17 protein-coding genes are annotated in these 25,550 nt (G+C 41.1%); 9 read left to right on the top strand and 8 right to left on the bottom strand.

The features are described from left to right. The first annotated feature begins 26 nt into the window (after positions 1–26). Together pgm and H5114_RS19130 are read left to right on the top strand one after the other, a co-directional pair. Positions 27–1,670 (top strand): phosphoglucomutase (alpha-D-glucose-1,6-bisphosphate-dependent), encoded by a 1,644-nt coding sequence (gene pgm, locus H5114_RS19135; protein ID WP_182723785.1) that lies wholly within the window; start codon positions 27–29, stop codon positions 1,668–1,670. A 141-nt stretch (positions 1,671–1,811) separates the two neighbouring features. Continuing rightward, entirely contained in the window at positions 1,812–2,219 is a 408-nt protein-coding gene (locus H5114_RS19130) for a hypothetical protein (RefSeq protein ID WP_182723784.1), read from the top strand. A 116-nt stretch (positions 2,220–2,335) separates the two neighbouring features. Here the strand turns inward: H5114_RS19130 and katG are convergent, their stop codons facing one another. The 3 genes from katG to dacB all read right to left on the bottom strand — a co-directional run bounded on the left by katG (position 2,336) and on the right by dacB (position 8,368). Next, entirely contained in the window at positions 2,336–4,522 is a 2,187-nt protein-coding gene (gene katG, locus H5114_RS19125; protein ID WP_182723783.1) for a catalase/peroxidase HPI, read from the bottom strand. Between the two features lie 633 nt (positions 4,523–5,155). Beyond that, positions 5,156–6,568, bottom strand: coding sequence for a TonB-dependent receptor (locus tag H5114_RS19120; protein WP_124014954.1), 1,413 nt, complete (start codon positions 6,566–6,568; stop codon positions 5,156–5,158). Between the two features lie 231 nt (positions 6,569–6,799). After that, positions 6,800–8,368, bottom strand: a complete 1,569-nt coding sequence (gene dacB / locus H5114_RS19115) for a D-alanyl-D-alanine carboxypeptidase/D-alanyl-D-alanine-endopeptidase (RefSeq protein ID WP_182723782.1) — start codon at positions 8,366–8,368, stop codon at positions 6,800–6,802. A 722-nt stretch (positions 8,369–9,090) separates the two neighbouring features. On the opposite strand from dacB, the gene pssA reads away from it, so the two are divergent. The 5 genes from pssA (at position 9,091) to H5114_RS19090 (ending at position 14,196) form a co-directional block, all read left to right on the top strand. Continuing rightward, positions 9,091–10,431 carry a CDP-diacylglycerol--serine O-phosphatidyltransferase gene (pssA, locus tag H5114_RS19110; protein ID WP_124014952.1) on the top strand — a complete coding sequence of 447 codons (1,341 nt, stop codon included), beginning with the start codon at positions 9,091–9,093 and terminating at the stop codon, positions 10,429–10,431. A gap of 71 nt (positions 10,432–10,502) precedes the next feature. Further along, positions 10,503–11,312: a tRNA-uridine aminocarboxypropyltransferase gene (locus H5114_RS19105; RefSeq protein WP_182723781.1), complete on the top strand. Its 810-nt coding sequence runs from the start codon at positions 10,503–10,505 to the stop codon at positions 11,310–11,312. A gap of 149 nt (positions 11,313–11,461) precedes the next feature. Then, positions 11,462–11,815 carry a hypothetical protein gene (locus H5114_RS19100; protein ID WP_124014950.1) on the top strand — a complete coding sequence of 118 codons (354 nt, stop codon included), beginning with the start codon at positions 11,462–11,464 and terminating at the stop codon, positions 11,813–11,815. Positions 11,816–11,920: 105 nt separating this feature from the next. Then, positions 11,921–13,924, top strand: coding sequence for an ATP-dependent DNA helicase RecQ (locus H5114_RS19095; RefSeq protein WP_182723780.1), 2,004 nt, complete (start codon positions 11,921–11,923; stop codon positions 13,922–13,924). Then, entirely contained in the window at positions 13,921–14,196 is a 276-nt protein-coding gene (locus H5114_RS19090; RefSeq protein ID WP_124014948.1) for a hypothetical protein, read from the top strand. Before H5114_RS19095 ends, H5114_RS19090 begins: the two co-directional genes overlap by 4 nt. Positions 14,197–14,397: 201 nt before the next feature. Here the strand turns inward: H5114_RS19090 and eco are convergent, their stop codons facing one another. Beyond that, the gene (gene eco / locus H5114_RS19085) at positions 14,398–14,964 is read right to left on the bottom strand and encodes a serine protease inhibitor ecotin (protein ID WP_124014947.1); all 567 of its coding nucleotides are present in this window, start codon (positions 14,962–14,964) and stop codon (positions 14,398–14,400) included. A gap of 222 nt (positions 14,965–15,186) precedes the next feature. Between eco and H5114_RS19080 the strand changes: the two genes are divergently transcribed. Further along, positions 15,187–16,209: a GGDEF domain-containing protein gene (locus H5114_RS19080; RefSeq protein WP_182723779.1), complete on the top strand. Its 1,023-nt coding sequence runs from the start codon at positions 15,187–15,189 to the stop codon at positions 16,207–16,209. A 139-nt stretch (positions 16,210–16,348) separates the two neighbouring features. Here the strand turns inward: H5114_RS19080 and H5114_RS19075 are convergent, their stop codons facing one another. The 3 genes from H5114_RS19075 to H5114_RS19065 form a co-directional block, all read right to left on the bottom strand. Then, positions 16,349–19,057, bottom strand: a complete 2,709-nt coding sequence (locus H5114_RS19075) for an acetate--CoA ligase family protein (RefSeq protein WP_182723778.1) — start codon at positions 19,055–19,057, stop codon at positions 16,349–16,351. Between the two features lie 304 nt (positions 19,058–19,361). Beyond that, positions 19,362–22,547 carry an efflux RND transporter permease subunit gene (locus tag H5114_RS19070; RefSeq protein WP_182697418.1) on the bottom strand — a complete coding sequence of 1,062 codons (3,186 nt, stop codon included), beginning with the start codon at positions 22,545–22,547 and terminating at the stop codon, positions 19,362–19,364. Positions 22,548–22,552: 5 nt separating this feature from the next. Further along, positions 22,553–23,740, bottom strand: coding sequence for an efflux RND transporter periplasmic adaptor subunit (locus tag H5114_RS19065; protein ID WP_182697417.1), 1,188 nt, complete (start codon positions 23,738–23,740; stop codon positions 22,553–22,555). A 148-nt stretch (positions 23,741–23,888) separates the two neighbouring features. Between H5114_RS19065 and H5114_RS19060 the strand changes: the two genes are divergently transcribed. Continuing rightward, positions 23,889–24,449: a GNAT family N-acetyltransferase gene (locus tag H5114_RS19060; RefSeq protein ID WP_124014942.1), complete on the top strand. Its 561-nt coding sequence runs from the start codon at positions 23,889–23,891 to the stop codon at positions 24,447–24,449. 76 nt (positions 24,450–24,525) lie between these two features. Here H5114_RS19060 and trxB read toward each other — a convergent pair whose 3' ends face one another. Next, positions 24,526–25,479: a thioredoxin-disulfide reductase gene (gene trxB, locus H5114_RS19055; protein WP_124014941.1), complete on the bottom strand. Its 954-nt coding sequence runs from the start codon at positions 25,477–25,479 to the stop codon at positions 24,526–24,528. Positions 25,480–25,550: the final 71 nt, after the last annotated feature.

Raw genomic sequence — 25,550 nt, 5'->3', positions numbered from 1 at the left:
TTTCATTTACTAACAGGAGACCATTCGTGGCCATTCACACACGCGCAGGGCAGCAAGCTTTACAAACGGATTTAGTGAATATTCCTAAATTAATGAGTCATTATTATCGCATTATTCCAAACGTGGAAGACGTGCAGCAAAAAGTGACGTTTGGCACTTCAGGCCATCGTGGTTGTGCCTATACCGCTAGTTTTAATCAAAACCACATATGGGCTATAACCCAAGCTGTGGTTGATTATCGTATTTCTGCCAATATTACCGGTCCAATGATTGTTGGTTTTGACACTCATGCACTGTCTTATGCGGCGTTTATGTCCGTCATTGAAGTGTTAACGGCTAACCAAGTCAAAGTATTAATCCAACAAGATGACGGTTTTACCCCGACACCTGTCGTGTCTCAAGCTATTGTTCGTGCCAATTCGTCTGCACCTGCTGCCTTAATCGATGGTTTAATCATTACGCCTTCGCACAATCCTCCACAAGATGGTGGCATTAAGTACAATCCACCTCATGGCGGACCTGCTGAAGGTGAAATTACTAAAATCATCGAAACAAAAGCCAATGAATATCTAGCCAATCAGCTGTCAGGCGTTAAAAAAGTCAATTACGGTGTCGCGGTTAAATCCGGCTGGATTGATGAAGTTGATTTTATTGCACCTTATGTTGAATCTCTTGCTGAAGTGATTGATATGGAGGCGATTAAAAAAGCCAATATTCGAATAGGTGTTGATCCTTTAGGTGGGTCAGGTATTTATTATTGGCAACACATTGCGACACAATATGGTCTTGATATCACCTTAGTTAATGACAAAGTTGATCCTACTTTTGGCTTTATGCCATTAGATAAAGACGGCAAAATCCGCATGGATTGCTCCTCTCCTTATGCGATGGCAGGCTTATTAGCCTTCAGCGAAGATTATGATTTATGTGTTGGTAATGACCCAGATTATGACCGCCACGGTATTGTGTGCCCGGGATTTGGTTTGATGAACCCGAATCATTACTTAGCTGTTGCGATAGATTATTTAATGACCCATCGTCCGCAATGGTCAGAGTCGTTAGCTGTTGGTAAAACCTTAGTATCAAGCGCGATGATCGACAGGGTTTGTAATGCCTTAGGCCGTCATTGTTTAGAAGTACCAGTTGGTTTTAAATGGTTTGTTGATGGCTTAGCCCAAAGCACCATAGCCTTTGGCGGTGAAGAAAGTGCCGGTGCCGCTTTTTTAAAGCGTGATGGCAGTACTTGGTGTACCGATAAAGATGGTTTTATTTTAGCCTTGCTTGCGGCGGAGATTTTAGCCGTAACCGGTAAAACACCCGCTCAGCGTTATCAAGAGTTAACGACTAAGTTTGGCGAGAGTTTTTATACTCGTATTGATAGCCCTATTAGCCTCAAGAAAAAGGCCAAGTTTGAGCAATTAAATCGTGATAGTTTCACTGACACTCAATTAGCGGGTGAACCCATTACGGCTATTTTAAGCCACGCACCTGGCAATAATGCTGCCATTGGTGGCATTAAAGTCACTACCGAAAATGGCTGGTTTGCTGCGCGTCCATCAGGTACTGAAGCCTTGTTTAAAATCTACGCCGAAAGCTTTATTAGTCAGCAGCATTTGGATGACATTATTACTCAAGCACAGACTATGATTGACCAAGCCTTAAAAGGCTAAGTTTACTGTTAGTTGTTTAATCAATATAAAAAGCACTGATTTTCAGTGCTTTTTTTGCTTCTATTGATGAGATTTTTTGTCAGTATGGCTTAACTGTTGGTTGTTAATAATTAATGTTAAGTCATTTCAAGGAAGATATTAATGAATAAATATATGCCACTACTTTTTTTACCGGCGATGATGTTAACGGCTTGCCAAACTCAACTTGAAACTGTTCAAGTACCTCAAGCCGTGTTTAATACAAAGGTAATCACTATTGAAAATTCTCAACTCAATCAATATTGGTTATTGGAGCAGATTAAACCTGTAATGTTAAACAAACGTCCTGATTGGTTACCAAGAGGTGCAGGTAAGGGCGAATATTATATTACGATTGACTCAAACGGTAACGAAGTCAGTAAAGAGCTTATTAGCTCGCAGCCAGAGGGCTGGATGACGCAAGCATTGGTCAATAAGATGCCAAAACAGCAGTATGTGCCAGCGGCATCGAATATTAAGCGAGTACCAGTGAAAGTGAAAATGGATTTTGAAGTAAAGCGAATGAATTGATCTTGAGGTTACTTAACCTGTATTGAGCGATTTAACCCAAAATAACAACAGGGCAGAATAATACATTCTGCCCTGTTGTTATTTTACAAACTAAACATTATTACTGACGATAGTCACTACGCTAAGTCAAACCGATCAGCATTCATGACTTTAGTCCATGCTTTAACAAAGTCTTTAACAAACTTTTCTTTTGCATCATCTTGAGCATAGACTTCTGCATAAGAGCGTAAAATAGAGTTTGAGCCGAAGACTAAATCAACACGCGTCGCAGACCACTTCATCTTGCCTGTTTTGCGATCGATGATGTAATACAGGTTATCGCCGGCAGGTTTCCATGTGTATGACATATCGGTTAAATTTACAAAAAAGTCATTCGATAATACGCCTACATTATCGGTAAATACGCCGTGTTTAGTATTGTCATAGTTAGTACCTAGCACTCGCATACCGCCGACCAAGACCGTCATTTCATGAGCGGTTAGGCCCATTAATTGAGTACGGTCGAGCATCATTTCTTCTGGCTGAACAATGTAGTCCTTCTTTTGCCAATTACGATAAGCATCGTGTAATGGCTCTAACACTTCAAACGACTCAATATCGGTTTGCTCTGCAGTGGCGTCACCACGACCAGGAGCAAATGGCACAGTAATCTTAACCCCTGCTGCGTGAGCTGCTTTTTCAACCGCAGCGGTTCCGCCTAGGACGATTAAGTCGGCCATACTCACAGGTTTTGTTAGCCCAGCTTGAATATCAGTTAGGGTATCTAACACTTTATTTAATCTTGTGGGTTCATTGCCTTGCCAGTCTTTTTGCGGCGCTAAACGAATACGCGCCCCATTGGCTCCACCGCGATAATCTGAACCTCGGAAAGTTCGGGCACTGTCCCAAGCTGTCGCCACGAGTTCAGCAATGCTTAATTCACTGGATAAAATTTTAGCTTTAAGCTCAGTGATTTCTTGTTCACTTAAGCTGTAATCGACTTGTGGAATAGGGTCTTGCCAAATAAGATCTTCCGCAGGCACATCAGTTCCAAGGTAACGACTTTTAGGACCTAAATCACGGTGAGTCAGTTTAAACCACGCGCGGGCAAACACCTCTGAGAAATAGGCAGGGTCTTGATAAAAACGGTCTGAAATTTTGCGATATTCAGGATCCATTTTCATCGCCATATCAGCATCGGTCATAATTGGACTTAAGCGAATAGATGGGTCTTCAACATCAACCGGTTTATGTTCTTCCTTGATGTCGATAGGTTGCCATTGCCATGCACCAGCCGGACTCTTTTTCAGTTCCCACTCGTAGTTAAGCAGTAATTCAAAGTAGCCGTTATCCCATTGAGTAGGATGGGTTGTCCAGGCACCTTCGATTCCACTGGAAACGGTATCTCGGCCTATGCCTCGACTGGTTTTATTTAACCAACCAAAGCCTTGGTCTTCTAATTCAGCACCTTCAGGTTCGGCTTGTAAATTGTCGACATTGCCATTACCGTGACATTTACCAACAGTATGTCCACCAGCGGTTAATGCGACGGTTTCTTCGTCATTCATTGCCATACGTTCAAAAGTAGTGCGAATATCATGGGCGGTTTTTAATGGATCAGGATTACCATCAACACCTTCAGGGTTGACGTAAATTAATCCCATCATTACGGCTGCTAATGGATTTTCAAGATCTCTTTCACCAGAATAGCGGCTGTGCTCTGAACCGCTTGGGGCAAGCCATTTTTTTTCAGATCCCCAATAAATATCTGTTTCTGGATGCCATATATCGGCGCGGCCGCCAGCAAAACCAAATGTTTTTAGCCCCATAGACTCATAAGCTACGTTACCGGATAAAATGATCAAATCAGCCCAAGAGAGTTTATTGCCATATTTCTTTTTGATCGGCCAAAGTAGTCTGCGCGCTTTATCGAGGTTAACGTTATCAGGCCAGCTATTGATTGGTGCAAAGCGTTGATTGCCAGTCCCTGCGCCACCGCGACCATCAGCAATTCGATATGTGCCTGCAGAATGCCAAGCCATGCGGATCATTAATCCACCATAATGGCCCCAATCTGCTGGCCACCAATCCTTACTGTCTGTCATTAAAGTGGTTAAATCGTGTTTTACAGCAGCGAGATCGAGGCTTTTGAATGCTTCGCTGTAATTAAACGTCGGATCCATTGGATCCGTCTTTTTGTCATGCTGATGGAGAATATCGAGATTGATCGCTTTAGGCCACCAATCCATGTTATGGCTATCGTTTGAAGTATTGCTGCCATGCATAACAGGGCACTTACCTTGACTATGTTGTACTTTGTCCATGAGATTTCCCTTTATCACTAGAGTAGCTTAATTTTGATATATCATTGGATGACAAGCTCAGGCTAACTGACTGTGGTTACTAATTAAAGCGACTTTTTCCGGTTCAGTTAATCGCTTTTATTGATACATAAAAGTAAGCCGTTGATTCAAGTTTGCGCTAACGTAATAAACTCAGTCTAGTTATCAATACCATAAATGCGCCAGTAAATAACATCATGATGGAAATATACCGTCGGTTTTGCCAAGTCATAATGTTTACACTGTTTATCAACAGGCCCTAATGAGAGCCAAGATTCAACACCATTAACCTTTTAAAGCCGCTGTGACTGACATGTTTTATGCCAATGCCATTTAGCGGGTTAGGTTTAAATACATCATTAGCCTTAACGATAAGCATTGTTGAGGCAACTATCTGGATGTAGAACCAGTTCTTATTGCATTGAGGAAGTAAAAATAGATGAGTTTTATTAACGGCTAGCGCATTGTCTAGGTGATACACATAAAAATGGCTAACCCAATACAGGTTAGCCATTGAAGCGATAATACACTATAGCAGTTGTGCCAAAAGGTTGTTGCTTAGCAGTGATCAATAATCTTTAAATCAAATACTTAAGGGTGACTTTTGGTAGGATTTTATCCACGATAACCAAATAATTTTTGTTCCATGATTGCTTTGCTTACGGCTTCCGGAACGGCGTTAATCCAATCGCCTTGACCGCGGCAAATTTGTTGTAAAATTTCTCGCGAGAAAATATTAAATAAATCAGGGTTGCTCGACTCAATACTGGTGATAAAGCCATTATCGAGAACATGACGGAATAAATAGCGCAGATTATTGGGGACACTAATGGTCGTTAAGTTATTCAGATCACCTTTTTCATCTCGTTCAGGGTAAACGAATAAGCGCGTGTTATCGGGGAATAATTTACCGAATGCTTCGAGTATTCCGCCTTCCATACCGCGATAATATTCTTCATCAAAAATTTGTTTAATATTAACCATACCGACCACAATGCCGATTTGTAATTGGGTGTATTGGCGGAAATAGGCTCGTAACGAGAAATATCGGGTATAGTCGGACACCATGACATTGTAGCCGAGTAAATTAAGTAACTTGACCCGTTCCATAATGTCTTTTTCAGACATGTTGGCATCTTTACCGCTCAAGTCATTTAAGGATATTTCAGCAATCAATACGGTACTTTTATCTGTTACACCATCGAGTAAGGAAAAGGCTTTATAGCCTTGTTCGATCATATCGACATTAAGTTTTGTTACTGGCTTAAATGAACCTCGAATGGTTAATACGTTCTTTTTGTAAAGCATGTCAGCAGGAACTGCGACACTGCCATCCGCTTTAAACATAATGGCGCGCGTTTTCCAACTGCGAATAAGATGAATATTCTTGGCTTGATTGTCGACATCTTCAAAGTAGGGCCCTTGAAAGTCGATACAATCAATCTCAATTCGATTAGCTTTCATGTTATCGGTTAATGAATCGATAATCATTTTAGGATCTTCAAAATAGTAATAACTGGCGTAAATGAGGTTGACCCCTAAAATCCCTAATGCTTGTTGTTGTGCTTCAGCGGTATCGTCAAACATACGCACATGAACAACAATATTAGACGGCTCTGCCCCCGGGTACATTTGAATTCGCACACCACACCATGCATGACATTCATTTTTACGATTAAAGCTCTTGGCTGAGACAGTTGCTGCGTAGGTAAAATAACGCGAAGACTTAGAGCGAATAGCTCCTACACGGTCAACAACGAGATCAAATTCTTGCTCCATCATTGCCAATACGCGTGCTTTACTGACATAACGACCATCTTCTTGAACACCGTAAATAGCGTCAGAAAATTTCATATCATAGGCCGACATGGTTTTCGCTATCGTACCCGCAGCAGCACCAGCGACAAAAAAGTTACGTGCGACTTCTTGTCCTGCACCAATTTCAACTATAGTGCCGTACTTTTTCTCGTCTAGGTTTAAACGAAGAGCTTTTTCTTTTGTGCCACGGGAACTGACTTGCTTATCCATAATATCTCCACACGATAAAACATTGGTATCTTAAGATTACTGCTAACAATGTTATAGCAAGTTAAAATATCCGCTAGTGCTGAAAGGATATTTGTGGCGATAAATTAATAATTTAACCTTTTTGAATAGCTTATAGATGTTTATTGCGACACTTTTGATCATCGTCAACCGTGAGGAGCGCGTTAATAGCATGATTGCCGCAACCATACACGTTGCGGCTTTATAACTTTATTATCTAGGTACATCCATCATGGTTTGTAAAAATACCGCAGAAAAGGGGGCTTTTTGCTGTTTTTTAATTTGAGGACTTAAGCCATTTTCAAACAACACAAATAAATAGTTATGACCATTACTCACATTCACTCTACCGGCCAAGTTTGCAATTCCTAGCATACTGCCGGTTTTTGCAAATACATGATGTTTGAGTGGTGATTTATTAAAATAACGTTTGTAGCGTAAGGTGCCACTGACACCTGACTCTGGAAGTAAATCGAGCAAGAATCGGTATTCTGGTTGTTGATATATGACGGTGAGTACACTTAATACGTGTTCTGGTGTGAGCAAGTTATAGCGTGATAAACCTGAACCATCGGCAATGTTTGCCGTCGATAAGTCGATACCTATCGAGTACAGAATGGTTTTCAATGCCTGGCCACTGCGAGCAAAGTCGCTTGGGGTTTGATAATACACCTCACCGAGTTTTTTTAATAAACTGTCGGCAATTAAATTATCCGATTCGAGTAACATGGTTTCTAGCAATTGCGGTAAAGCATCAGATTGATGGCTGGCAATAACTTGTCGTTGAGCCATAAACTTGGGCTGCTTGTTCATCTTAATTGTCGTAATGGGGTGGTTATAGCGAATTCCTAAAGATTCGAGTTGTTTAGCTATGATGTGCTGAGCGTAAATTTGCGGATCGCTAATGGCTATTGCTAAAGGTAATGACTTAGCTCCGACATGACAACCGCTTAGGTGATAGCGATTATTATCGAAACGACTTAAGGTTAACTGACACTGGGGTACTGACTCAGTGAGGTATGCAGGCAGAGTATTGGCCACTGGTAATGTAACGGCGGGCTTTACCACTGGGTTGTCTATGGTAGGTGAAACAAAATATGCGTCATTAGTGATGTCAATTGGGCGGTTTCCCATCATGGTGATTTTCGCCACTTTATTGTAACCATTGGTGGATAATCGACCATAGACGCAATTTTTATTAATGATAAAAGGTGAGATTGGCGCAGCGTAGCAAATCCCTAAATCGTCCCATACCCAGCCAGGAGCCTGTAATTGGCTGTCTTGTTCGCTCGCCAACATAATATTCCCGGTAAGTTTTGTGATCCCCAACGTGCTTAAGGATCCAAGAAGTTGATGTAAATCTTGGAATGTTAAGGTTGGATCGCCACTGAATTCGATATAAATGTCACCAGAATAAACCCCATTGCTAATCTGAGTTTTATCCAGCGGTTGTTCGGCTAAGGTTATGAGTTGGGTTTGATAGCTAAATTGTTTACCGAGTTGCTTGGTTGCTGCCAATGCGGTTAACAGTTTTTGAACACTAGCAGGTTGCATTAATGATTGATTATTATATTGAAATACTGTTTTTTGACTGGTCATATCCCACACGGTAATGCCCAGTTGTGAATGTATCGGCTTTAATAGTTGCAACATATTATCAAGATACAGGGCTGTGGGTTGTTGATTAATATTCTCTAGGGGTGAAGAAGGTATCTGTGGTTGCACCACCGCTGGTTGAGTAAGCGGCTCGACCGCGCTGACGGTATTCAGGCAGATGATCATCAAAGACCCTAATAGAGATAAAGCACGCCTCAGCCATAAAGGTTGTTGCCTATGAGATGATTGTGGCCGTGGGAGATGGAATAGTATTGAAGTCATATAAGTCTACATCTAGGTATCACTAACGATAGGTTATGGTAGCTGATGCTAACCTTGGCTGATACGAATTTGATAATGTTTCGTCCTTTTTGATGACATGCTTATCCCTTTAGTGTGATTATCATGTTTCTACAGCTGACCATAGGCTGGCTAGTTCGCAAGCAATATGGCATTAAAGTATTAATTATCGGCAAAAAAACACACTAAAACGGCTGCTAAGTAAGAAAAATCTTGCTCATCACCTTGTTAATCGGTAATTTCTATCAGCTTAAGAGGACGCCAATCTCAACTATCTGCCAAATATCAATGCTACAGTGCTGCAACAGCAGTATTTGATTGCATATTGTGTCTTAGCAAAAGCAGATTTGAGTTTGATAGACTGGCGATAATTTATCGTTAAACAGTATTGTTTTTACTGAGATGTTATTTTGTCAATATTATCGCAATCGCGTTGTAAGAAACATCATCAGTTGAGGTTGGTTATAAAAACGGCCTTTATGTCGAGGCAAACATAGCGTGTGCTTAAACATGCAACCTTATGATTGTTAAACAATTGAACAGCGTACTCACAATTACAATATATCGCTGTGATGTTTTTGAATTTGATCCCATTACTGATAAGCGTAATGGTCACCCATTTTAAGGAGGATGCCTTGCTGGATAAGCTAGGTGGTATTGCCCTAAATGCAGATGCTGTGTCTTGGTTGCTTAACCCGAAAGATTTTAAGCAAGCCTTGCTAACTAAAATCGCAGCGGCAACATCTTCAATTTACATCGCGGCATTATATGTTGAAGATGATGAAGCAGGTCGTGAAGTATTGCAGGCGTTATTAGACGTCAAAGCCCAAAATCCACAAATAGATATTAAGGTATTAGTTGATTACCACCGTGCACGCCGCGGCTTAATTGGTCAAAAGGGCGACAGTGGCAACTATATTTTATACCGTAAATTAATGGCTGAAGCGTCACACCCATTTGATATAGTGGGCGTGCCAGTAAAGTCGCGAGAATTTATGGGCGTGTTGCATCTTAAAGGTTTTATTATTGACGACGCCGTGATTTACAGTGGCGCGAGCATTAACAATATTTATTTACAGCAACAAGAAAAATACCGTTTCGATAGATATCATGTTATTGACTGTCCAGAGCTTGCTCGCAGCATGCGTGACATGATCAAACAAGATATCGTCAGTGATCCTGCTGTAAGCATATTAAGTCAATCTGGCGATATTGAAGAAAACCCTGAAAAGAACGACATCAAAAGTTTTAAACATCGTTTATCTCAGGTGCGCTATCAGTACAAGTCAACCACAGTCGGTAACCGTATTACACCGTTAGTTGGCCTTGGCAGAAAGAACAACCAATTAAACGACACTGTGATAAACCTGGTCGATTCCTCTACAAAAGAGCTGTTTATTTGTACCCCTTATTTCAATCCACCAACGATTTTGACTCGCGCATTAGCTAGACACCTGCGTGAAGGGAAGAAAATAGACATCGTTGTGGGTGATAAAACCGCCAATGACTTTTATATTCCACCGGATCAGGATTTTTCAACCATTGGTGCATTGCCTTACATGTATGAACAATCACTGCGTAAATTTGCCAAAAATCAGCAGTGGGCGATCGAGAATGGACAACTTAATATTCATTTATGGAAAGATGGGATTAACAGCTTTCATTTGAAAGGCATTAGTGCCGATAATCGCAAGCATCTGATCACCGGCTCTAACTTAAACCCGCGAGCTTGGGCGTTAGATTTAGAAAATGGTTTATTGTTGCATGATGAGTCGGGGAGTTGGAAAGAGTCGTTCATCAAAGAGCAGCACTATATTTTACTCCACACTGAACGATTATTTCATTATAGCCAAATTGATACCTTGCAGAAGTACCCAAAACCAGTGAAAAAAATTATGAATCGAATTCGCCGTTTAAAAGCAGACTTTTTATTGCGGCGTATCTTATAATTACCTCATCAGTGTCATATCCGTTCATCACCAAATTTGGTGATGAATTTTTTTCACCTCAGAGTTCTTTAATGTCAGAGTTATCAATAAAATCAATTAAACCGCCTATTCATGCAGTCCATCGCTTACATGAATACCGAAAGTCATTATCGACTAAGCCGTTTGGTGCCCGCGGTAAGAAGCTGATTAGGTGTAATCTTTGTCTCTTAGGTGAATTATTTTGTACCTGTGAACATCGGCAATATTTAACCACGAACGTTAGCTTTATGTTGGTGATGTATAACGACGAAGTCTTAAAGCCCACTAATAGCGGCAGGTTAATTGCTGATTTAATTCCAGATACCCATGCATTTTTATGGACTCGAACAGATACCGACAGCGCAATGTTAGCGTTACTCGATAATCCTCAATACCAACCCTTTTTAGTGTTTCCACAACAATATGTGCAGAGTGAGCAAATTATTGTTGAGCAAATAACCCCAACCTTGCTAACTTCGGAGCAGGGGCAAGCTAAAATTCCTTTGTTGGTAATGCTTGATGGCAGTTGGCGCGAAGCAATCAAAATGTATCGCAAAAGCCCATATTTACATCAAATGCCGGTATTATCATTTGCGCCAGAAACCTTAGCGACTTATGCACTACGTAAAGGCAGTCATGATTTTCAGTTAGGCACAGCTGAAGTTGCGGCGCTAGCATTAAGCGCTGCTCAAGAGCCTCAAAATGGTTTGGCACTATCGACCTGGTTTGATTTATTCGTAGAATCTTCATTGCTGGGGCGTAATCGCCGCGCAAAAGAAACCTTAACCCCAATTGCTGTGTATATTGATGCGTTTAAACTCGCATTAAAAGTCAGTCATGAGCACATAAAACTCAGTATTTAGGCGGCTTAATCGACGCCAAACGGTTGCATATTGTGACTAATTACGAGATGCTAACAGACGTTTATTACTTGAGATATATTGCTAACAAATGAGCGAAGCTAAGGCTTTACGCTAATGTCAGGTTTTCATTAAGGACTGTTTTATACGTTATGGAAGAGTTGATCAACAGTGCTAAAGCGCTAAATGCTAAGAAATTGGTTGTGTTGTGTCGTCTTGAACCGGGTTGTTTAGGCCCTGATGGCATCGATCATATTGACGCTTTTTGCCAAGTTGCAGAACGTGCATTAGTGAATTTTAATGCCGATATATGTCATTGGTGTCTTGCGCCTCGCTTAGATAAAAGTTTGATTGAAATACAATACAGCCTTGCAGGAAAAGTCTTATCTCGTGATAAAGCAATTAAGTTTATCAGCTCTTTTGAACAAGACCTTGATGTCATAGAAGAACGCTTTGAAGATAAACTGACTCAATTGATCAATCAGTATATCGCCCGTAAACGTTAGATTGAGCATAGCGTGCTTTAGCTTTTCCTCCATGCGACTGATGCTCGATCTCATATCGTTAACAGTTTAATCCTATGTTATTTGGGGTTAATAATAGGATTTATTATGACTCCCTTTATAGATTCAGCCGCCGCTGAAGCCAGCCCAACATCTTCCGAAACTCAGATATTGCACCAACAATTACAACAGCAATTTGGTTTTACTCAGTTTAGAGAAGGCCAACAGGCGGTTATCGAAACCATTTTAGCGGGCCATTCTGCGCTAGCCATATTTCCTACCGGTTCGGGTAAATCCTTGTGTTATCAATTTTGCGCTCAACAGTTACCTAAGCTGACTTTGGTTATTTCACCGTTATTAGCGTTAATGAAAGATCAATTGGCCTTTTTAGCGAGTAAAGGCATAGCTGCAGCGAGTATTGATTCAAGTTTAACTTATGATCAAACTCAGCAAGTGATGCGCGATATTCGTGAGCAACGTACGCGGATTTTGATGGTATCGGTTGAGCGTTTTAAAAATGAACGCTTTAGGCAATTTCTCAAGTCGGTTCCCATTTCTTTGCTGGTGGTTGATGAGGCGCATTGTATTTCGGAATGGGGACATAATTTTCGCCCCGATTATCTGAAAATCCCTCAGTACTGCCAAGAGTTTTCCATACCGCAAAGTTTATTATTAACCGCGACAGCCACTGAACAAGTTAAATTAGATATGGCTAAGCGTTTTGGTTTGTCCGCGCAACACATAGTACAAACCGGGTTTTACCGAGCCAATTTAGATTTGGCAGTTGTTGCAGTGAGTCAGCAACAAAAACTTACTCAGCTTACACGTACCGTAAAAGACTATTCCGGTAGCGGTATTGTTTATGTCACCTTGCAGCAAACTGCTGAAGATGTAGCCGCGCACCTAATCGCTGAGGGTATCAATGCCGCGGCTTATCATGCGGGAATGGATCAAATACGACGTCAACAAATTCAACAGCAATTTATGGATAATCAAATCCAAGTAATTGTGGCAACCATTGCCTTTGGCATGGGCATTGATAAATCCGATATTCGTTTCGTTATCCATTTTGATTTGCCTAAATCGATTGAAAACTACAGTCAGGAAATTGGCCGAGCAGGGCGTGATGGTCAATTATCCCATTGTGTGACACTCGCTAACTTAGACGGCTTAAATACTGTTGAAAATTTCGTTTACGGTGACACTCCTGAACTACAAAGCATTGGCCAGTTATTAGAGACTATTGCCTCAGAAACTGACAATGGTCGCTGGGAAGTACAAGAATACCCTTTATCAAGCGCATGCAATATTCGCTCATTGCCGCTAAAAACTTTATTTGTCCAATTAGAGCTATTGGGCGTGATCCGTCCAAGTTATGCTTATTTTGCAGAATTTAAATACCGCTTTGTTGAAGAGCAGGAAGCCATTCTCAGACGATTTAACCAACAACGTCAGCAGTTTCTTCGCCAAGTGTTTGCTCATACACAGTTTAAAAAGATTTGGGGACAGTTAGATTTTGATACTTTATATCAACAACATGGCTGTGAACGGCAGCGTGTTGTGGCTGCACTAGATTATTTAGCAGAGCAAAATTTGATTATTCTTGAGACAAAAAAAATCACTCAAGTGTATGATGTACAAGAGCAGGCATTAGCGACACCGCAACAATTGCACCATTTGACTCAGCAACTGGGTCAATATTTTAGTGACAATGAACACAAAGAGATTGTGCGGATTGGTAAGCTAGTCGAATTTTTTGAACTTGATCGTTGTTTAAGTGCGAATTTAGCTCAATATTTTGATGACCACTCAGTGCCACAAAATTGCGGTCACTGCAGCGTTTGTCGTGGGCAAATTGCCATCTTATCCAAACAAGCTGTGGCTCCGTTACCAGACTCGGCCACAGTGACAACATTGCTTGAACCGTTAATCTCAGTGGCTCAAGCAAAATCGTTACCCACTCCAACCATTGCTACGCAAGCTAAATTCCTTGCTGGTATGATAATGCCAATGTTTAGTCGTTTGAAAGTTAAACAATTAGAGGGCTTTGGACGTTTTAGTGCTTATCGATATCAAGATATCCTGGATACTGTTAAGAAGGTAAATTCATGAAACCGGTTCCTAAAATATTGTTAGAGCGACACGGTGAGTTAATACAAAGTGAAGGTGTGACAGTCGTGTCCCATATTCAACGTCAAGTTGGAGACTGGGTGGTACAAACGTTAATGATTAAAGATTGTGATGTGCCATTTAAATACAAGCGACCTCAACGTTTCAAGAGCTTGTTAGATCATAAAGTCAATTTGATTTATTACCCATCGAAAGAGGTCATTGGCGGCTTTGAAATTGAAATAATGCAAGTAGTAAGGGTGCGCCGTTACTAAAACCTATATTAAGCTCAGCTCACCAAGCTTTCGGTGTGCTGAGCGCAATATCAGACAGCTTGAGAACTTGAACCCCCCAGTATGTTTATCATCTCTATCTGCAGCGTTATTGGCTGCTTGAATGAGATGCCCCCCCACAAAGTCAATCAATAGTCGATGATTAAAGACTCAAGAATTACTTAAGTCCTTTATATCTAGAGCTTACTGCCCACTAAACACAAACTCATTTGCGGTTTTCCATAATCTATAACGTAATTCAGTTCCTTGCGGCAAATAAAACACTTTTGGTTGACGACTGTCATAGCTGAGTGTCAGGGCTTGATTGAGAACAATAAATTTGGCTTTTTTCGCTTCAGTACACATCATTCTGGTCGTCGGCCCCTGCATGACCTGATCGACTTGATAATAGACATATCCCCAACCAGGTAATGATAGGGTGTTAATATCGCCCATCAGTTGAGTTTTATTACAGTCAACGACTTTATTTTGGCCTATTTGCACTTCAAGCATGTAATCTTGTTCATTTGTCAGAGCAGGCAATGTCAGGATATGTTGCACCATTCCAGAAGTGGGTGCTGGATACATTTTTGTGGACTCTTGCGCTTGATAGTCACGGGTATCCATCACGCTGCTACTGATGTTTATGCTGTTTAAGTGATTGTTGTCAACTGGGTTGGTCGCACAAGAGCTGAATGATAATGCACTCGCTATGACAACGGTAAGTGTGAGGGATATTTTCTTTGCATAAGCATATGTTTGCTGGTTCATCTTGTTTCCTTATGGAGTAAATATTGCCAATAATGACTGGCTGGTTGGCTTATCTATTTACATTAAACGTGCTGTAACTGAAAAAGGGTTAAATAAATAAAGTTAATTTTCCCATGTTTAATGGTTAACATAACGAACAATAATTGAGTTTAGTTCATAAGTATGACATAACATACTGATAACCTTTAACACATTGTATTTATCAAAAAGGTATCGTCGTCGATGCATAATACCCAAAATCTTGAGCAAACCGCGCATATTCTGAATTTAGCGTTACCTAAAATGGCGTCTTTAGCTATTCCTGTAACGCCAGAAAATTATGCTATTTGGTTTGAATATTTTGCTGAGACGAACCTTAATTTAAAGCGCTCTATTGATGGCTTAATTGCTAATGGTGTTAAATTCACACCCGAAGTTAATTTAGGCTTATATAATCGCTTTATCGAAGAACGCTCTCCAGAAATCATTGAAAATGTGCAAATTGAAACGCATATTTTGATCAATAGTTTGCTGAGTAAGATAGAGCAGCTTAATGAAGGTACAGAAAAATTCTCAAGTAATCTCAATCAGTACGGTGAAAAACTGCAAACCAACCCTAATGTCGATGACCTTAATCTTATTGTGATGAGTATAGCGGCTGAAGTTGAACAAGTCATTGCCAAAAACCGGCAAATGTCGTCGAGTCTAGAGACGTTGTCGACAGAGATCCTTCATCTTAAAGATGAAATGGACAACTTAAGTAAAGTCGCCATGATGGATGAACTCACCTCATTAAAAAATCGCCGTTCATATGAGCTGTTTGCTGCAGAGCAGGTGACTAAGTTTGTTGATACTCAAACCGTATGCAGTCTGTTAATGATTGATATAGATGATTTTAAGCAATTTAATGACACCTTTGGTCATTTAATTGGCGATAAAGTGTTGGCCTATGTCGCTTTAGCAATGAAGAATACGGTTAAAGGTGACGATTTAGTCGCTCGGTATGGCGGTGAAGAGTTTGTCGTGATGTTACCTAATGCCAAACTTAATGATGCTGTGAAAGTCGCCGAAAAAATCCGCGAGCGAATTTCATTAAAGCAGCTTTCTATCGGTAAAGAGAAAAAACAAAATCTGGGCCATATTACCGTTTCTATTGGTGTGGCAACCATTAACACTGGCGATGATGTTGATACTTTATTATCGCGAGCAGATGAACAACTCTACAAGGCTAAAGCAGCAGGCAAAAATTGCGTTAAGTTCTCTTAATGCCAAACCGCTTTATTCACGAATGTATTTGTTCCCTGATTTATGGCTATACACTTTTAGCCTAGTAATCAAATGATCATGAATTATTTTAGGTTTGTGTTTAGCTGCCGTTAATCATTACCTTTTGATCATCATAATGTTATTTATCTTCAGCCTTAGTGCGTAAATCCATGTGCATTTTTATCAGGTGTTCTTCCATATCAAACGACACAGTAAATCCAAGTGATTTAGCCAAGTTGGCCATGTTACGGTTTTCAAACATGGTAAAGCCCATTAAGAAAGGCGTGTTATTGGTTTTGTAATAGGCAATCAGTTTTTCGAGTAATAACTTCCCTAAACCTATCCCTTGATAGTTACTGCGCACAGCCATTGCAAACTCAGCTTCGGTATTATCTGGGTCTATAGAGGCTCTGACGGCGCCTAAGGTGAGCTCTTCACCGTCTGCAGTCATTGTGGTTGCAATAAACGCCATTTCTCGCGAATAATCAATTTGAGTTAATACCGCCATCTCTTCGTGGGTCATGCGCGATCGCACCCCAAAATAGCGTTTATATCTGTCTTCATCACTTAATGAGTTATCAAACTCTAAATGCCTGGGTTCATCTTCTGGCAAAATAGGTCGCAACATGACGTGTAGACCATTTTTTAAGGTGGTGGTTTGTTCTAATTCCTTAGGGTAGGGCAAAATAGCTAATCTGTTAAGATTATCTTGTGGGGTGTCATGCAGACGGATATTGACGTCTAATAAGGTGATTCTTTCGCCCGCAGCCAACACGGGGTTTATATCGATTTCGGCGATTTCTGGACAATCTATAATCAAGTGTGAAATTTGAGTCAGCATCACACACAAGGCATTCATGTCTAGCCCTAGGGGTAAATGACGGTCACGCAATTTATGCGTTTTAAGTGCTTGAATGACCATATAGCGTGCCAACGCCATATTTAATGGTGGCAGTGCCACAGCAGCATCGCGAGTGGGATCCCATTCAGAACCTCCTTCACCTAAACAGATCGCAGGGCCAAATACTGGGTCATTAATCACCGAGACTCTTATTTCTTGTGCGCCTGCCGTTAAGGCCATTTTTTGAATGATTAATCCGTCTATTTTGGCTGTAGGATTAATTTGATGAACCCGTTCAATAATAGAGTGGGCTGCATGACTGACTTCTTCGTCTGAGGTTAAATTTAATACCACGCCATGTACATCTGATTTGTAAAGTATGTCGGGTGATTGCACTTTCAGCGCAACCGGATAACCTGCTTGATTCGCGACATTAACCGCTTCATCAACATCTTTTACAAACCAAGTTTCAATGGTGTTTAACCCGTAAGCCCTTAAAATATCAACCGCTTGATGAGTTTCCAGTACCGTTTGACCGTTTTCTAAGCTGTGTTGCAATAATGCCCGTGCTGCCTTGCTGTCAGTAGGGATGTTATCAGGTATTGATTGTGGTACTTCTTGGAGTAGCTTTTGGTTACGTCGAAACTCAACCATGTGCATAAAGGCTCTTACAGCACCTTCTGGGGTTCGATAGGTAGGAAGACCCGCCGTGGTAAAGCGTTTACGACCGAGGTAGGCTGAATCTTCACCGCTCCAATTGGTGAGCATATTAATTCGATGTCGGTTGGGATGTTGGTTAACCGTATCAATAATACTATTGGCAATTTCGACACTTTCACCCAATATAGACGGTGAATGCAGCACTAAAATAGTGTCAGTGTCGTTACTGCTCATAAGTACTTTTAATGTATCAGCGTAGCGTTGGCTGTCGGCATCACCAATCATGTCGATAGGATTTTGTTTCGACCAGGTACTGGGTAAAATAGCGTTAAGTTGTGTGACTGTTTTTTCGGATAATTGAGCTAGTTTACCGCCTTTGATAATTAACTCATCCGCAGCCAGTACCGCAGGACCGCCGCCATTGCTCATTATCACTAAACGTTCTCCCTTAAGCGGGGTAGAATGCGCCAGACTTTCAACTGCAGCAAATAATTCAATGAGATCATTTACCCTAAGCATACCTGCACGTCTAAAAGCGGCTTCATAAACAGCATCATTGCCACCAATTCCGCCAGTATGCAGCATTGCCGCTTGAATGCCTTCTCGGCTGCGGCCTGATTTGATCACAAAGATAGGTTTGTTTCTTGAGGCTGCTCGGGCGGCAGACAAAAAATGGCGCTTTTCATTAATGGAATCAATGTACAACATAATAGCGCTGGTTTTACTGTCACGGCCTAAGTAATCGAGTAATTCATCAAAATCGATATCGGTGGCATCGCCTAGTGAAATAAACGATGAAAAGCCAATTCCCTTGTTGTTCGCCCAATCAAGAACCGTGGTACAAATTGCAGCAGATTGCGATACAAAAGCAATTTTACCTATGTTAGCTCCTGCATGCGCTAAGCTGGCATTCAATCCCATTGGCGGTAATATCATCCCTAGGCTGTTAGGGCCTAACAAACGCATGCCGTAGCGTTTAGCATATTGCTTGGTAATTTCGAGTAAATTGTTACCTTGCTCGTCGGTTTGCGATGCCATCCCAGAGGCCATAATAATCGCCACTTTGCAGCCAAATTGAGCTAAGCGTTCGACAATACTGGGAACCTTTAGCGCATTGGTGCATATAATGGCTAAATCAGGTTTGATGGGTAAGGCTTCAATGTTCGGGTAAGCTAAGACTCCCATGACTGCGGTATATTTAGGTGTTACCGGCATAATTGGACCCGAAAAGCCACCCGAAAGTAGGTTCTTCATCACCGCTTTTCCTGCACGTTTATTGCCGTTAGATGCGCCGATAACCGCCACTGACGTTGGCTTAAATAGCGCATTAATGCTGCGTTGACTCATAGAATTTGACCTTAGCTGGCTGGCAATAAACACTGTGATTATGCTTAGATTAGCATAAACTTTTATCAAATAACGATAAACAATCTATTTTACTTGATGAGATATTTTATGAATAAAACCAATTACTCAGAAAGTTTTTACAATTAATTGTCACATCTTAAAATTGTATACTGTTTACACTTTAGATTAAAAATCAATGTTGAATGAATAATAGACAAGGCTCAGTAATGCAACAAAGTAAAAGGGCCATTAAGGCCCTTTTTTATGGTTGATACTCATTATTGCAAGTCGAAGTTGCCCGTGACTAGTGTTGCTCGGTGACTGTTGTTGCAGACGAGGATTTAGGTGCATAAATATTGATAAGCTTGCGCATCATGTCTTTACCGTCTTCAATTGCAATGTATAAGCAAGGGATGAGACACAAGGTCACCACAGTTGCGAACAGTACCCCAAAGGCCAATGATACCGCCATTGGGATCACCATTTGAGCTTGCATACTGGTCTCGGCCATAATCGGTACTAAACCAATGAATGTAGTCAGCGAGGTTAGCATGATGGCTCTAAAGCGGCGGCAACCTGCATTTAAGACAGCTTCTTTTATTGGTACCCCTGATTTTCGCGAAGTATTGACATAATCCACCATCACTAACGAATCATTCACAACCACACCCGCAGCAGCGATAATACCAAACATAGATAGCACACTTAAATCGATACCCAGGATAATGTGTCCCATTACCGATCCAATGACACCAAACGGGATCACAGACATGATCATAATCGGTTGAATGTATGAGCGTAGTGGAATTGCCAATAAGCTATAAATCAGCAATAACGATAAAATAAAGTCACGCATTTGGGTATCTGCGCTGTCTAATTGCTCTTGAATACTACCTGATACTTCACTGTGTACCCGCGGATACTTAATTAGCAACTCTGGCATAAAGTTATCACGGATATCTTTAGCCAATTTAAAGGGTTCAGTTTGATCGGCATCCACACTGGCCCATACGTTAATCGTACGGTTTCCATTTTCACGGCGGATGCTGTTAACCCCTTGAACCACTTTAATGTCTGCCACTTCGGATAAAGGTAACTCTGTCCCTTGTGGAGTGTTAATCATCACATCTTGTACCAGTGCGATAGAATTGCGCTGTTCTTCTGGATAGCGAAGCATTACTTTAATTTCTTCACCATTTCGAATAATTCGCTGTGCTTCTAAACCGTAAAAACTGTTACCCACTTGCGAGGCAATATTGGCCAGTGTTAGGCCTAATGCATTGGCTAACGGTTTTAATTGGAATTGCACTTCTTTAACACTTGATTGGCGACTGTCATTAACGTCACTGACACCCTTAAGTGAATTAAGCTTTTGTTTAAGCTCTAGTGATGCAGCAACTAATTGGCTCTCATCTTTTCCCTCAAGTCTAAAGCTAATGTCGCCGTCTTCACGACCGCCACCCATTAAACTGTCCTGAATGCTAAATGATTTTACCCCTGGAATTTGCGGCATCGCCTTACGCCATAAATCAGCTAAAGCAAATGTATCCATTGGTCTGAGTGACGGATCGACTAGTTTAGTCATTACTTCTGCAGTCGTTTGATCTTTAAGATCAACCTGCATATCAGAAATCATTTTTTGGCCGTATTGTCGCTCTATTTTTTTATCGACATCGTATAAGGTTTGCTCAATCGCCAATGCCGCCGCTAGTGTCGACTTCTCTGAGGCATCTACGTTCATTTCAACTGTGACTCTAGGGAAGTCATGAGGAATTTTTGGTTGACCAATAAAGCGCACCAAACCACCCATATACAGACCAACACAGATCAGGATCAAGCTGATGAACAACATGATCACGGCATAGCGATACTGAACCGCTAATTCAAGCGAAGGGCGATACATAGAAGTAATGAATATATTCAAGCCACGATCAATTTTGCCTTGAATAAAATTGACCCCGTTACGCAACCAATCTAATGGATTTTTTGAACCGGGTTTAACGATTTTAGGTTTTTTCATGTGCGCCAAATGCGCGGGTAAAATCAGCTTTGATTCTATTAATGAAAACAACAAACATAAAATAACGATATAACCAATAGCCTGACCAAATGCTGATGACGGGCCATCGTCCATAGTGATGGGGAGGAAAGCAGCAATAGTCGTCAGTACCCCAAAGGTTGCTGGCATGGCGACTTTTTTGACCCCACGGATTACACTGTCGATGCTTTGGCCGTGCTCTTCAGATTCGCTGTGGGCACTTTCGCCCATCACAATCGCATCGTCGACCACGATCCCCAGCACCAAGATAAAGGCAAACAAGCTAATAACGTTGATGGTGACATCGATAAATGCCATTGGCATAAACAGTAAGGTACCTAAGAAACATACTGGTAGTCCCATCATTACCCAAAATGCTAATCGAACCCTTAAGAATAGCGCTAGCATGATAAATACCAGTACGGCACCACTTTTCATACTGTCGAGCATCAGCTGTAAACGCCCATCTAAGTAGTAAGTCATGTCAACCCAAGGTTCAAGCTTAACTCCTTGGGGTAATATTTTTTGCTGTTTTTCGACAAAATTATTAATTGTTTTCGCTACATCGGTAATACTCTGATTTTTAGCCGCACCAATAAAGAAGGTAACCGAATTCTTGCCATTAAATTTTGAGTATTGAATACCTTCTTGAAAGCCATCATTGACGGTGGCGATATCACCCAATAAGATCTTAGTGCCATCATCTAATGTTAATAATGGTAGCTGTTCAAACTCATAACCTACATAGGCTTGGTTCTGGACTCGTAAATTAATGTAACCATTTTCTGCTTTAATTTGTCCTGCAGACATATTTCGTGAATAACCACGCACCGCACTAGCAACATCGTCAAAGGTTAAACCATATTCACGTAAGCGATCTTTGCTGACTTCAATACCGATTTCATATCCAAGACCGCTATAGTATTCGCTAATATTGACACCAGGCAGTTGCATTATCTCATCGTTAATTCGCTCGCCTAAATCTTTTAGCTGTATTTGGTCTAAATCGCCATACAGACTTAAATACATCACCTCTTGTCTGAATTTAATGCGTTCAACTTTAGGTGGTTCCATACCACCTGGAAAGGTTGAAATAGAGCCAATTTCGGCTTTAACTTCTTCAAGTACTACTTGAGGATCATATGATTCCTCAACTTGAAAATACCCTTGAGCCATATTACGGTTTGAATAGGTAATGACCCGTTTTAATCCTTGAACACTCTCTAAAGCTTGTTCAATTTTAATGGTAATGCCTTCTTCCACTTCTTGTGGTGCAGTGCCTGGGTAGACTGCGCTGAATTGGATCCAGTTAATTTCAACCGCTGGGAAGAATTGCTTGCGGATAGTATTAGCAGTCAACAGACCGCCGAGTAAAATAATGATCATCAGCAAGTTTGCCGCGACACTATTACGGGCAAACCAAGCGATGATTCCTTTATTCGTATCGTCCATGATGTTTATTTACCTTCCATAGCGATTTCAGTTTTATCGGTTTCTATCGGCTCGTCTTGAAGGATTTTATCTACCGGTAACGCCAGCTTCATGCCTTCTAATGGGTAATCAAGCGCTGATGTGATGACTTCCATTCCAGGATCCAGACCTTCAGAAATAACCACATTGGCGCCTTCTTGGCGAATAATTTTTACGGGTTTATAGCGTAAGGTGTTGTCGCTATCCATTATTGCGACTAAGCCATTTACAATTAAATGACGTGGAATAACGGCGACATTGCCAGCATTACTACCTTGTATGTTTGCAGTAACATAGGTGCCGAAACGTAATTCATTTTTATCGGTTTTCAGTCCATATGGGTCTTCAATTTCAGCAACCAGATAGGTCATGCGACTTTTACTGTCAACAACTCCTTCACTGCGAACTATTTTCCCTTGCCACTGTTGTTTACTACCGGCGAAGTTACCCATTAATGTCACTTCAGAATGAGTGCCTTTTTGATCCAAATATTGCATTTCTTTATCGGCGAGAGGTAAGCGAATTTCAGCCGTATCGGTATTATAAATGTGTCCGATTTTACTTCCTGTGGTGACATAAGCACCTAAACCAATTTCACGGCTAGAAATAAGTGCATCATAAGGGGCGCGGATCACAGTCCGTTCTAGATCTCGATGTGATCGGAGTAAATCGGCTTCTGCACTTTTTAGCTTAGCTAATTCTTGAGCGAGTTGTGGTTTACGCAAACTGAGAGCGGTAGGCTTACTATTGGTAATTTCTGCCCATTCACGTAAGGCAACTTCACCATTAGCGCGTTCTTGAACCATGTTAGCTTTTGCTGATGCCACATTAGCCTGAGAATCTAATAAGCCAGCTTCGTAATCACTAGGATCAATCTTAGCTAAAATATCGCCTTTTTTAACAAAGCCACCTTTGACGAATTTATCCGCTAGATAAATGATTTCACCACTGACTTGTGCAACCAATTCGGTATCGTACTTGGCTGCGACGACACCGTATGAACTGACCGAAAAGGTCATGGGTTTGTACTCGATGGCTTCCACTGACACCAGAGGAGTAGTATCAACGACAGGCTTTTCCTCTGGGGGCTTTTTTAACGCAGAAATCCCAACTAAACCAGCTATTCCAATTGCTAATACTATTATCGGTAGTATGATTTGTTTTTTAGTTGCCACGATCTTTCCTTATAAAATAATGCGTTATTTTTGCAGTAAGCCAAGTCAATACTGCCAATAGTCTTTTTTGTCATTTATATGTTAATCGAAATGTTTAATCTTTGGTGTTTCATTGTGTAAACTTGTGTGTCAACCCAAGGAGAAAACAATGCAAGTCGCCAATACATCTAGATTACAATTATCATTAATAACCCTTGATGACAGTGCATTATTATTTGAACTCGACCAGGACGAGCGAGTCATGCATTTTCTCAATGGTGGAATTAAAACCACACAGCAGCAGATTGATACGGTGATGATGCCAAGATTAGCTCAATATTTACATCCTGCTAAAGGTTGGGGGTTATGGAAAGTCCAAGCGCTTGATTGTGCTGAAAATGAGCAACACGGCTTAAGCGGTGAGTATTTAGGCTGGGTATTAGTTAGACCGATGCACTTTTTTACCCAAGCACAGCCACATAACTTGGAATTAGGTTGGCGGTTTAAACATATCAGTTGGGGTAAAGGCTATGCTACCGAAGCAGCGAAAGCGGTAATGGAGGCTGTGAGTGCCTCAGCTGAAGTAACCCATGTCAGTGCTATTGCAGTAGAAGACAATCTAGCTTCAATTGCAATAATGAAAAAACTCGGTATGACTTTTCAGCATAAGAGTATTCACCGCGATCCTTTAGGTGATACCGAAGCGGTGTTCTACCAAAAAATGGTGTAATACTCATTCGATTCATTTTAATAACAGCTATAAAAAAAAGCAGCCTGAGCTGCTCTTTTTAATTAAATGCAATCAATTACTTTTTTGCGTCTAGGTAACGTTCAGCATCAAGTGCTGCCATACAACCCGTTCCGGCAGAAGTGATGGCTTGACGATAATGTTGATCCATTACGTCACCACATGCATAAACACCTTCGATGCTAGTTTGTGTTGCATTGCCTTGTAAGCCACTGTTAACTTTTAAGTAACCGTGATTCATTTCTAGCTGATCAGCAAAAATGCCAGTATTTGGGCTGTGGCCGATCGCAACAAACACACCAGCGACTTCTAGGTCGGTAACTGAACCATCTTTAGTGCTCTTTTTCTTGAGACCTGTCACACCCATGTCATTACCCGTCACTTCTTCCAGTGTTTGGTCTAGGTGTAAAATGATATTACCGTTAGCGACTTTATCCATTAAGCGGTTAATCAAAATCTTTTCTGAACGGAAACTATCACGACGGTGAATTAAGTGAACTTCAGACGCGATGTTGCTTAAATAAAGTGCTTCTTCAACAGCAGTGTTACCGCCACCGATAACCGCAACTTTTTGGTTACGGTAGAAGAAACCATCACATGTTGCGCAGGCAGAAACACCACGGCCCATGAACGCTTCTTCAGACGGAAGGCCTAAATATTTAGCCGATGCACCGGTCGCAATAATTAATGCATCACAAGTAAACTCGCCGTTGTCACCTTTTAAGCGGAAAGGGCGCTCAGTTAGGGTCACTTCATTGATATGATCGAAAATAATTTCAGTATCAAACTTTTCAGCGTGCTTTTGCATGCGTTCCATTAATGCTGGACCAGTTAAGTCTTCCGCATCGCCTGGCCAGTTTTCTACTTCCGTAGTGGTCGTTAATTGGCCACCTTGTTGCATACCTGTGATCATCACAGGATTTAAATTTGCACGCGCAGCATAAACAGCAGCGGTATAGCCGGCAGGGCCAGAACCTAAAATTAGTAGGTTAACGTGACGAGCTTCACTCATGATTTTGATCTCCGATAACATGCCTTAAGCAATTTGCATGGGATTGTATGGAATTTACTGCGGCGGGTAAA

The organism is Shewanella sp. SR43-8 (assembly GCF_014163775.1).
Lineage (GTDB): Bacteria > Pseudomonadota > Gammaproteobacteria > Enterobacterales > Shewanellaceae > Shewanella > Shewanella vesiculosa.
The sequence above is the reverse complement of the archived record's forward strand: the minus strand, read 5'-3'. Positions and strand labels throughout refer to the sequence as shown.

Coding starts and splice junctions, on each gene's coding strand:
- H5114_RS19130 (WP_182723784.1), top strand. CDS start 1,812: ATGAATAAATATATGCCACTACTTTTTTTACCGGCGATGATGTTAACG.
- katG (WP_182723783.1), bottom strand. CDS start 4,522: ATGGACAAAGTACAACATAGTCAAGGTAAGTGCCCTGTTATGCATGGC.
- H5114_RS19120 (WP_124014954.1), bottom strand. CDS start 6,568: ATGGATAAGCAAGTCAGTTCCCGTGGCACAAAAGAAAAAGCTCTTCGT.
- dacB (WP_182723782.1), bottom strand. CDS start 8,368: ATGATCATCTGCCTGAATACCGTCAGCGCGGTCGAGCCGCTTACTCAA.
- pssA (WP_124014952.1), top strand. CDS start 9,091: ATGGTCACCCATTTTAAGGAGGATGCCTTGCTGGATAAGCTAGGTGGT.
- H5114_RS19105 (WP_182723781.1), top strand. CDS start 10,503: ATGTCAGAGTTATCAATAAAATCAATTAAACCGCCTATTCATGCAGTC.
- H5114_RS19100 (WP_124014950.1), top strand. CDS start 11,462: ATGGAAGAGTTGATCAACAGTGCTAAAGCGCTAAATGCTAAGAAATTG.
- H5114_RS19095 (WP_182723780.1), top strand. CDS start 11,921: ATGACTCCCTTTATAGATTCAGCCGCCGCTGAAGCCAGCCCAACATCT.
- H5114_RS19090 (WP_124014948.1), top strand. CDS start 13,921: ATGAAACCGGTTCCTAAAATATTGTTAGAGCGACACGGTGAGTTAATA.
- eco (WP_124014947.1), bottom strand. CDS start 14,964: ATGAACCAGCAAACATATGCTTATGCAAAGAAAATATCCCTCACACTT.
- H5114_RS19080 (WP_182723779.1), top strand. CDS start 15,187: ATGCATAATACCCAAAATCTTGAGCAAACCGCGCATATTCTGAATTTA.
- H5114_RS19075 (WP_182723778.1), bottom strand. CDS start 19,057: ATGAGTCAACGCAGCATTAATGCGCTATTTAAGCCAACGTCAGTGGCG.
- H5114_RS19070 (WP_182697418.1), bottom strand. CDS start 22,547: ATGGACGATACGAATAAAGGAATCATCGCTTGGTTTGCCCGTAATAGT.
- H5114_RS19060 (WP_124014942.1), top strand. CDS start 23,889: ATGCAAGTCGCCAATACATCTAGATTACAATTATCATTAATAACCCTT.
- trxB (WP_124014941.1), bottom strand. CDS start 25,479: ATGAGTGAAGCTCGTCACGTTAACCTACTAATTTTAGGTTCTGGCCCT.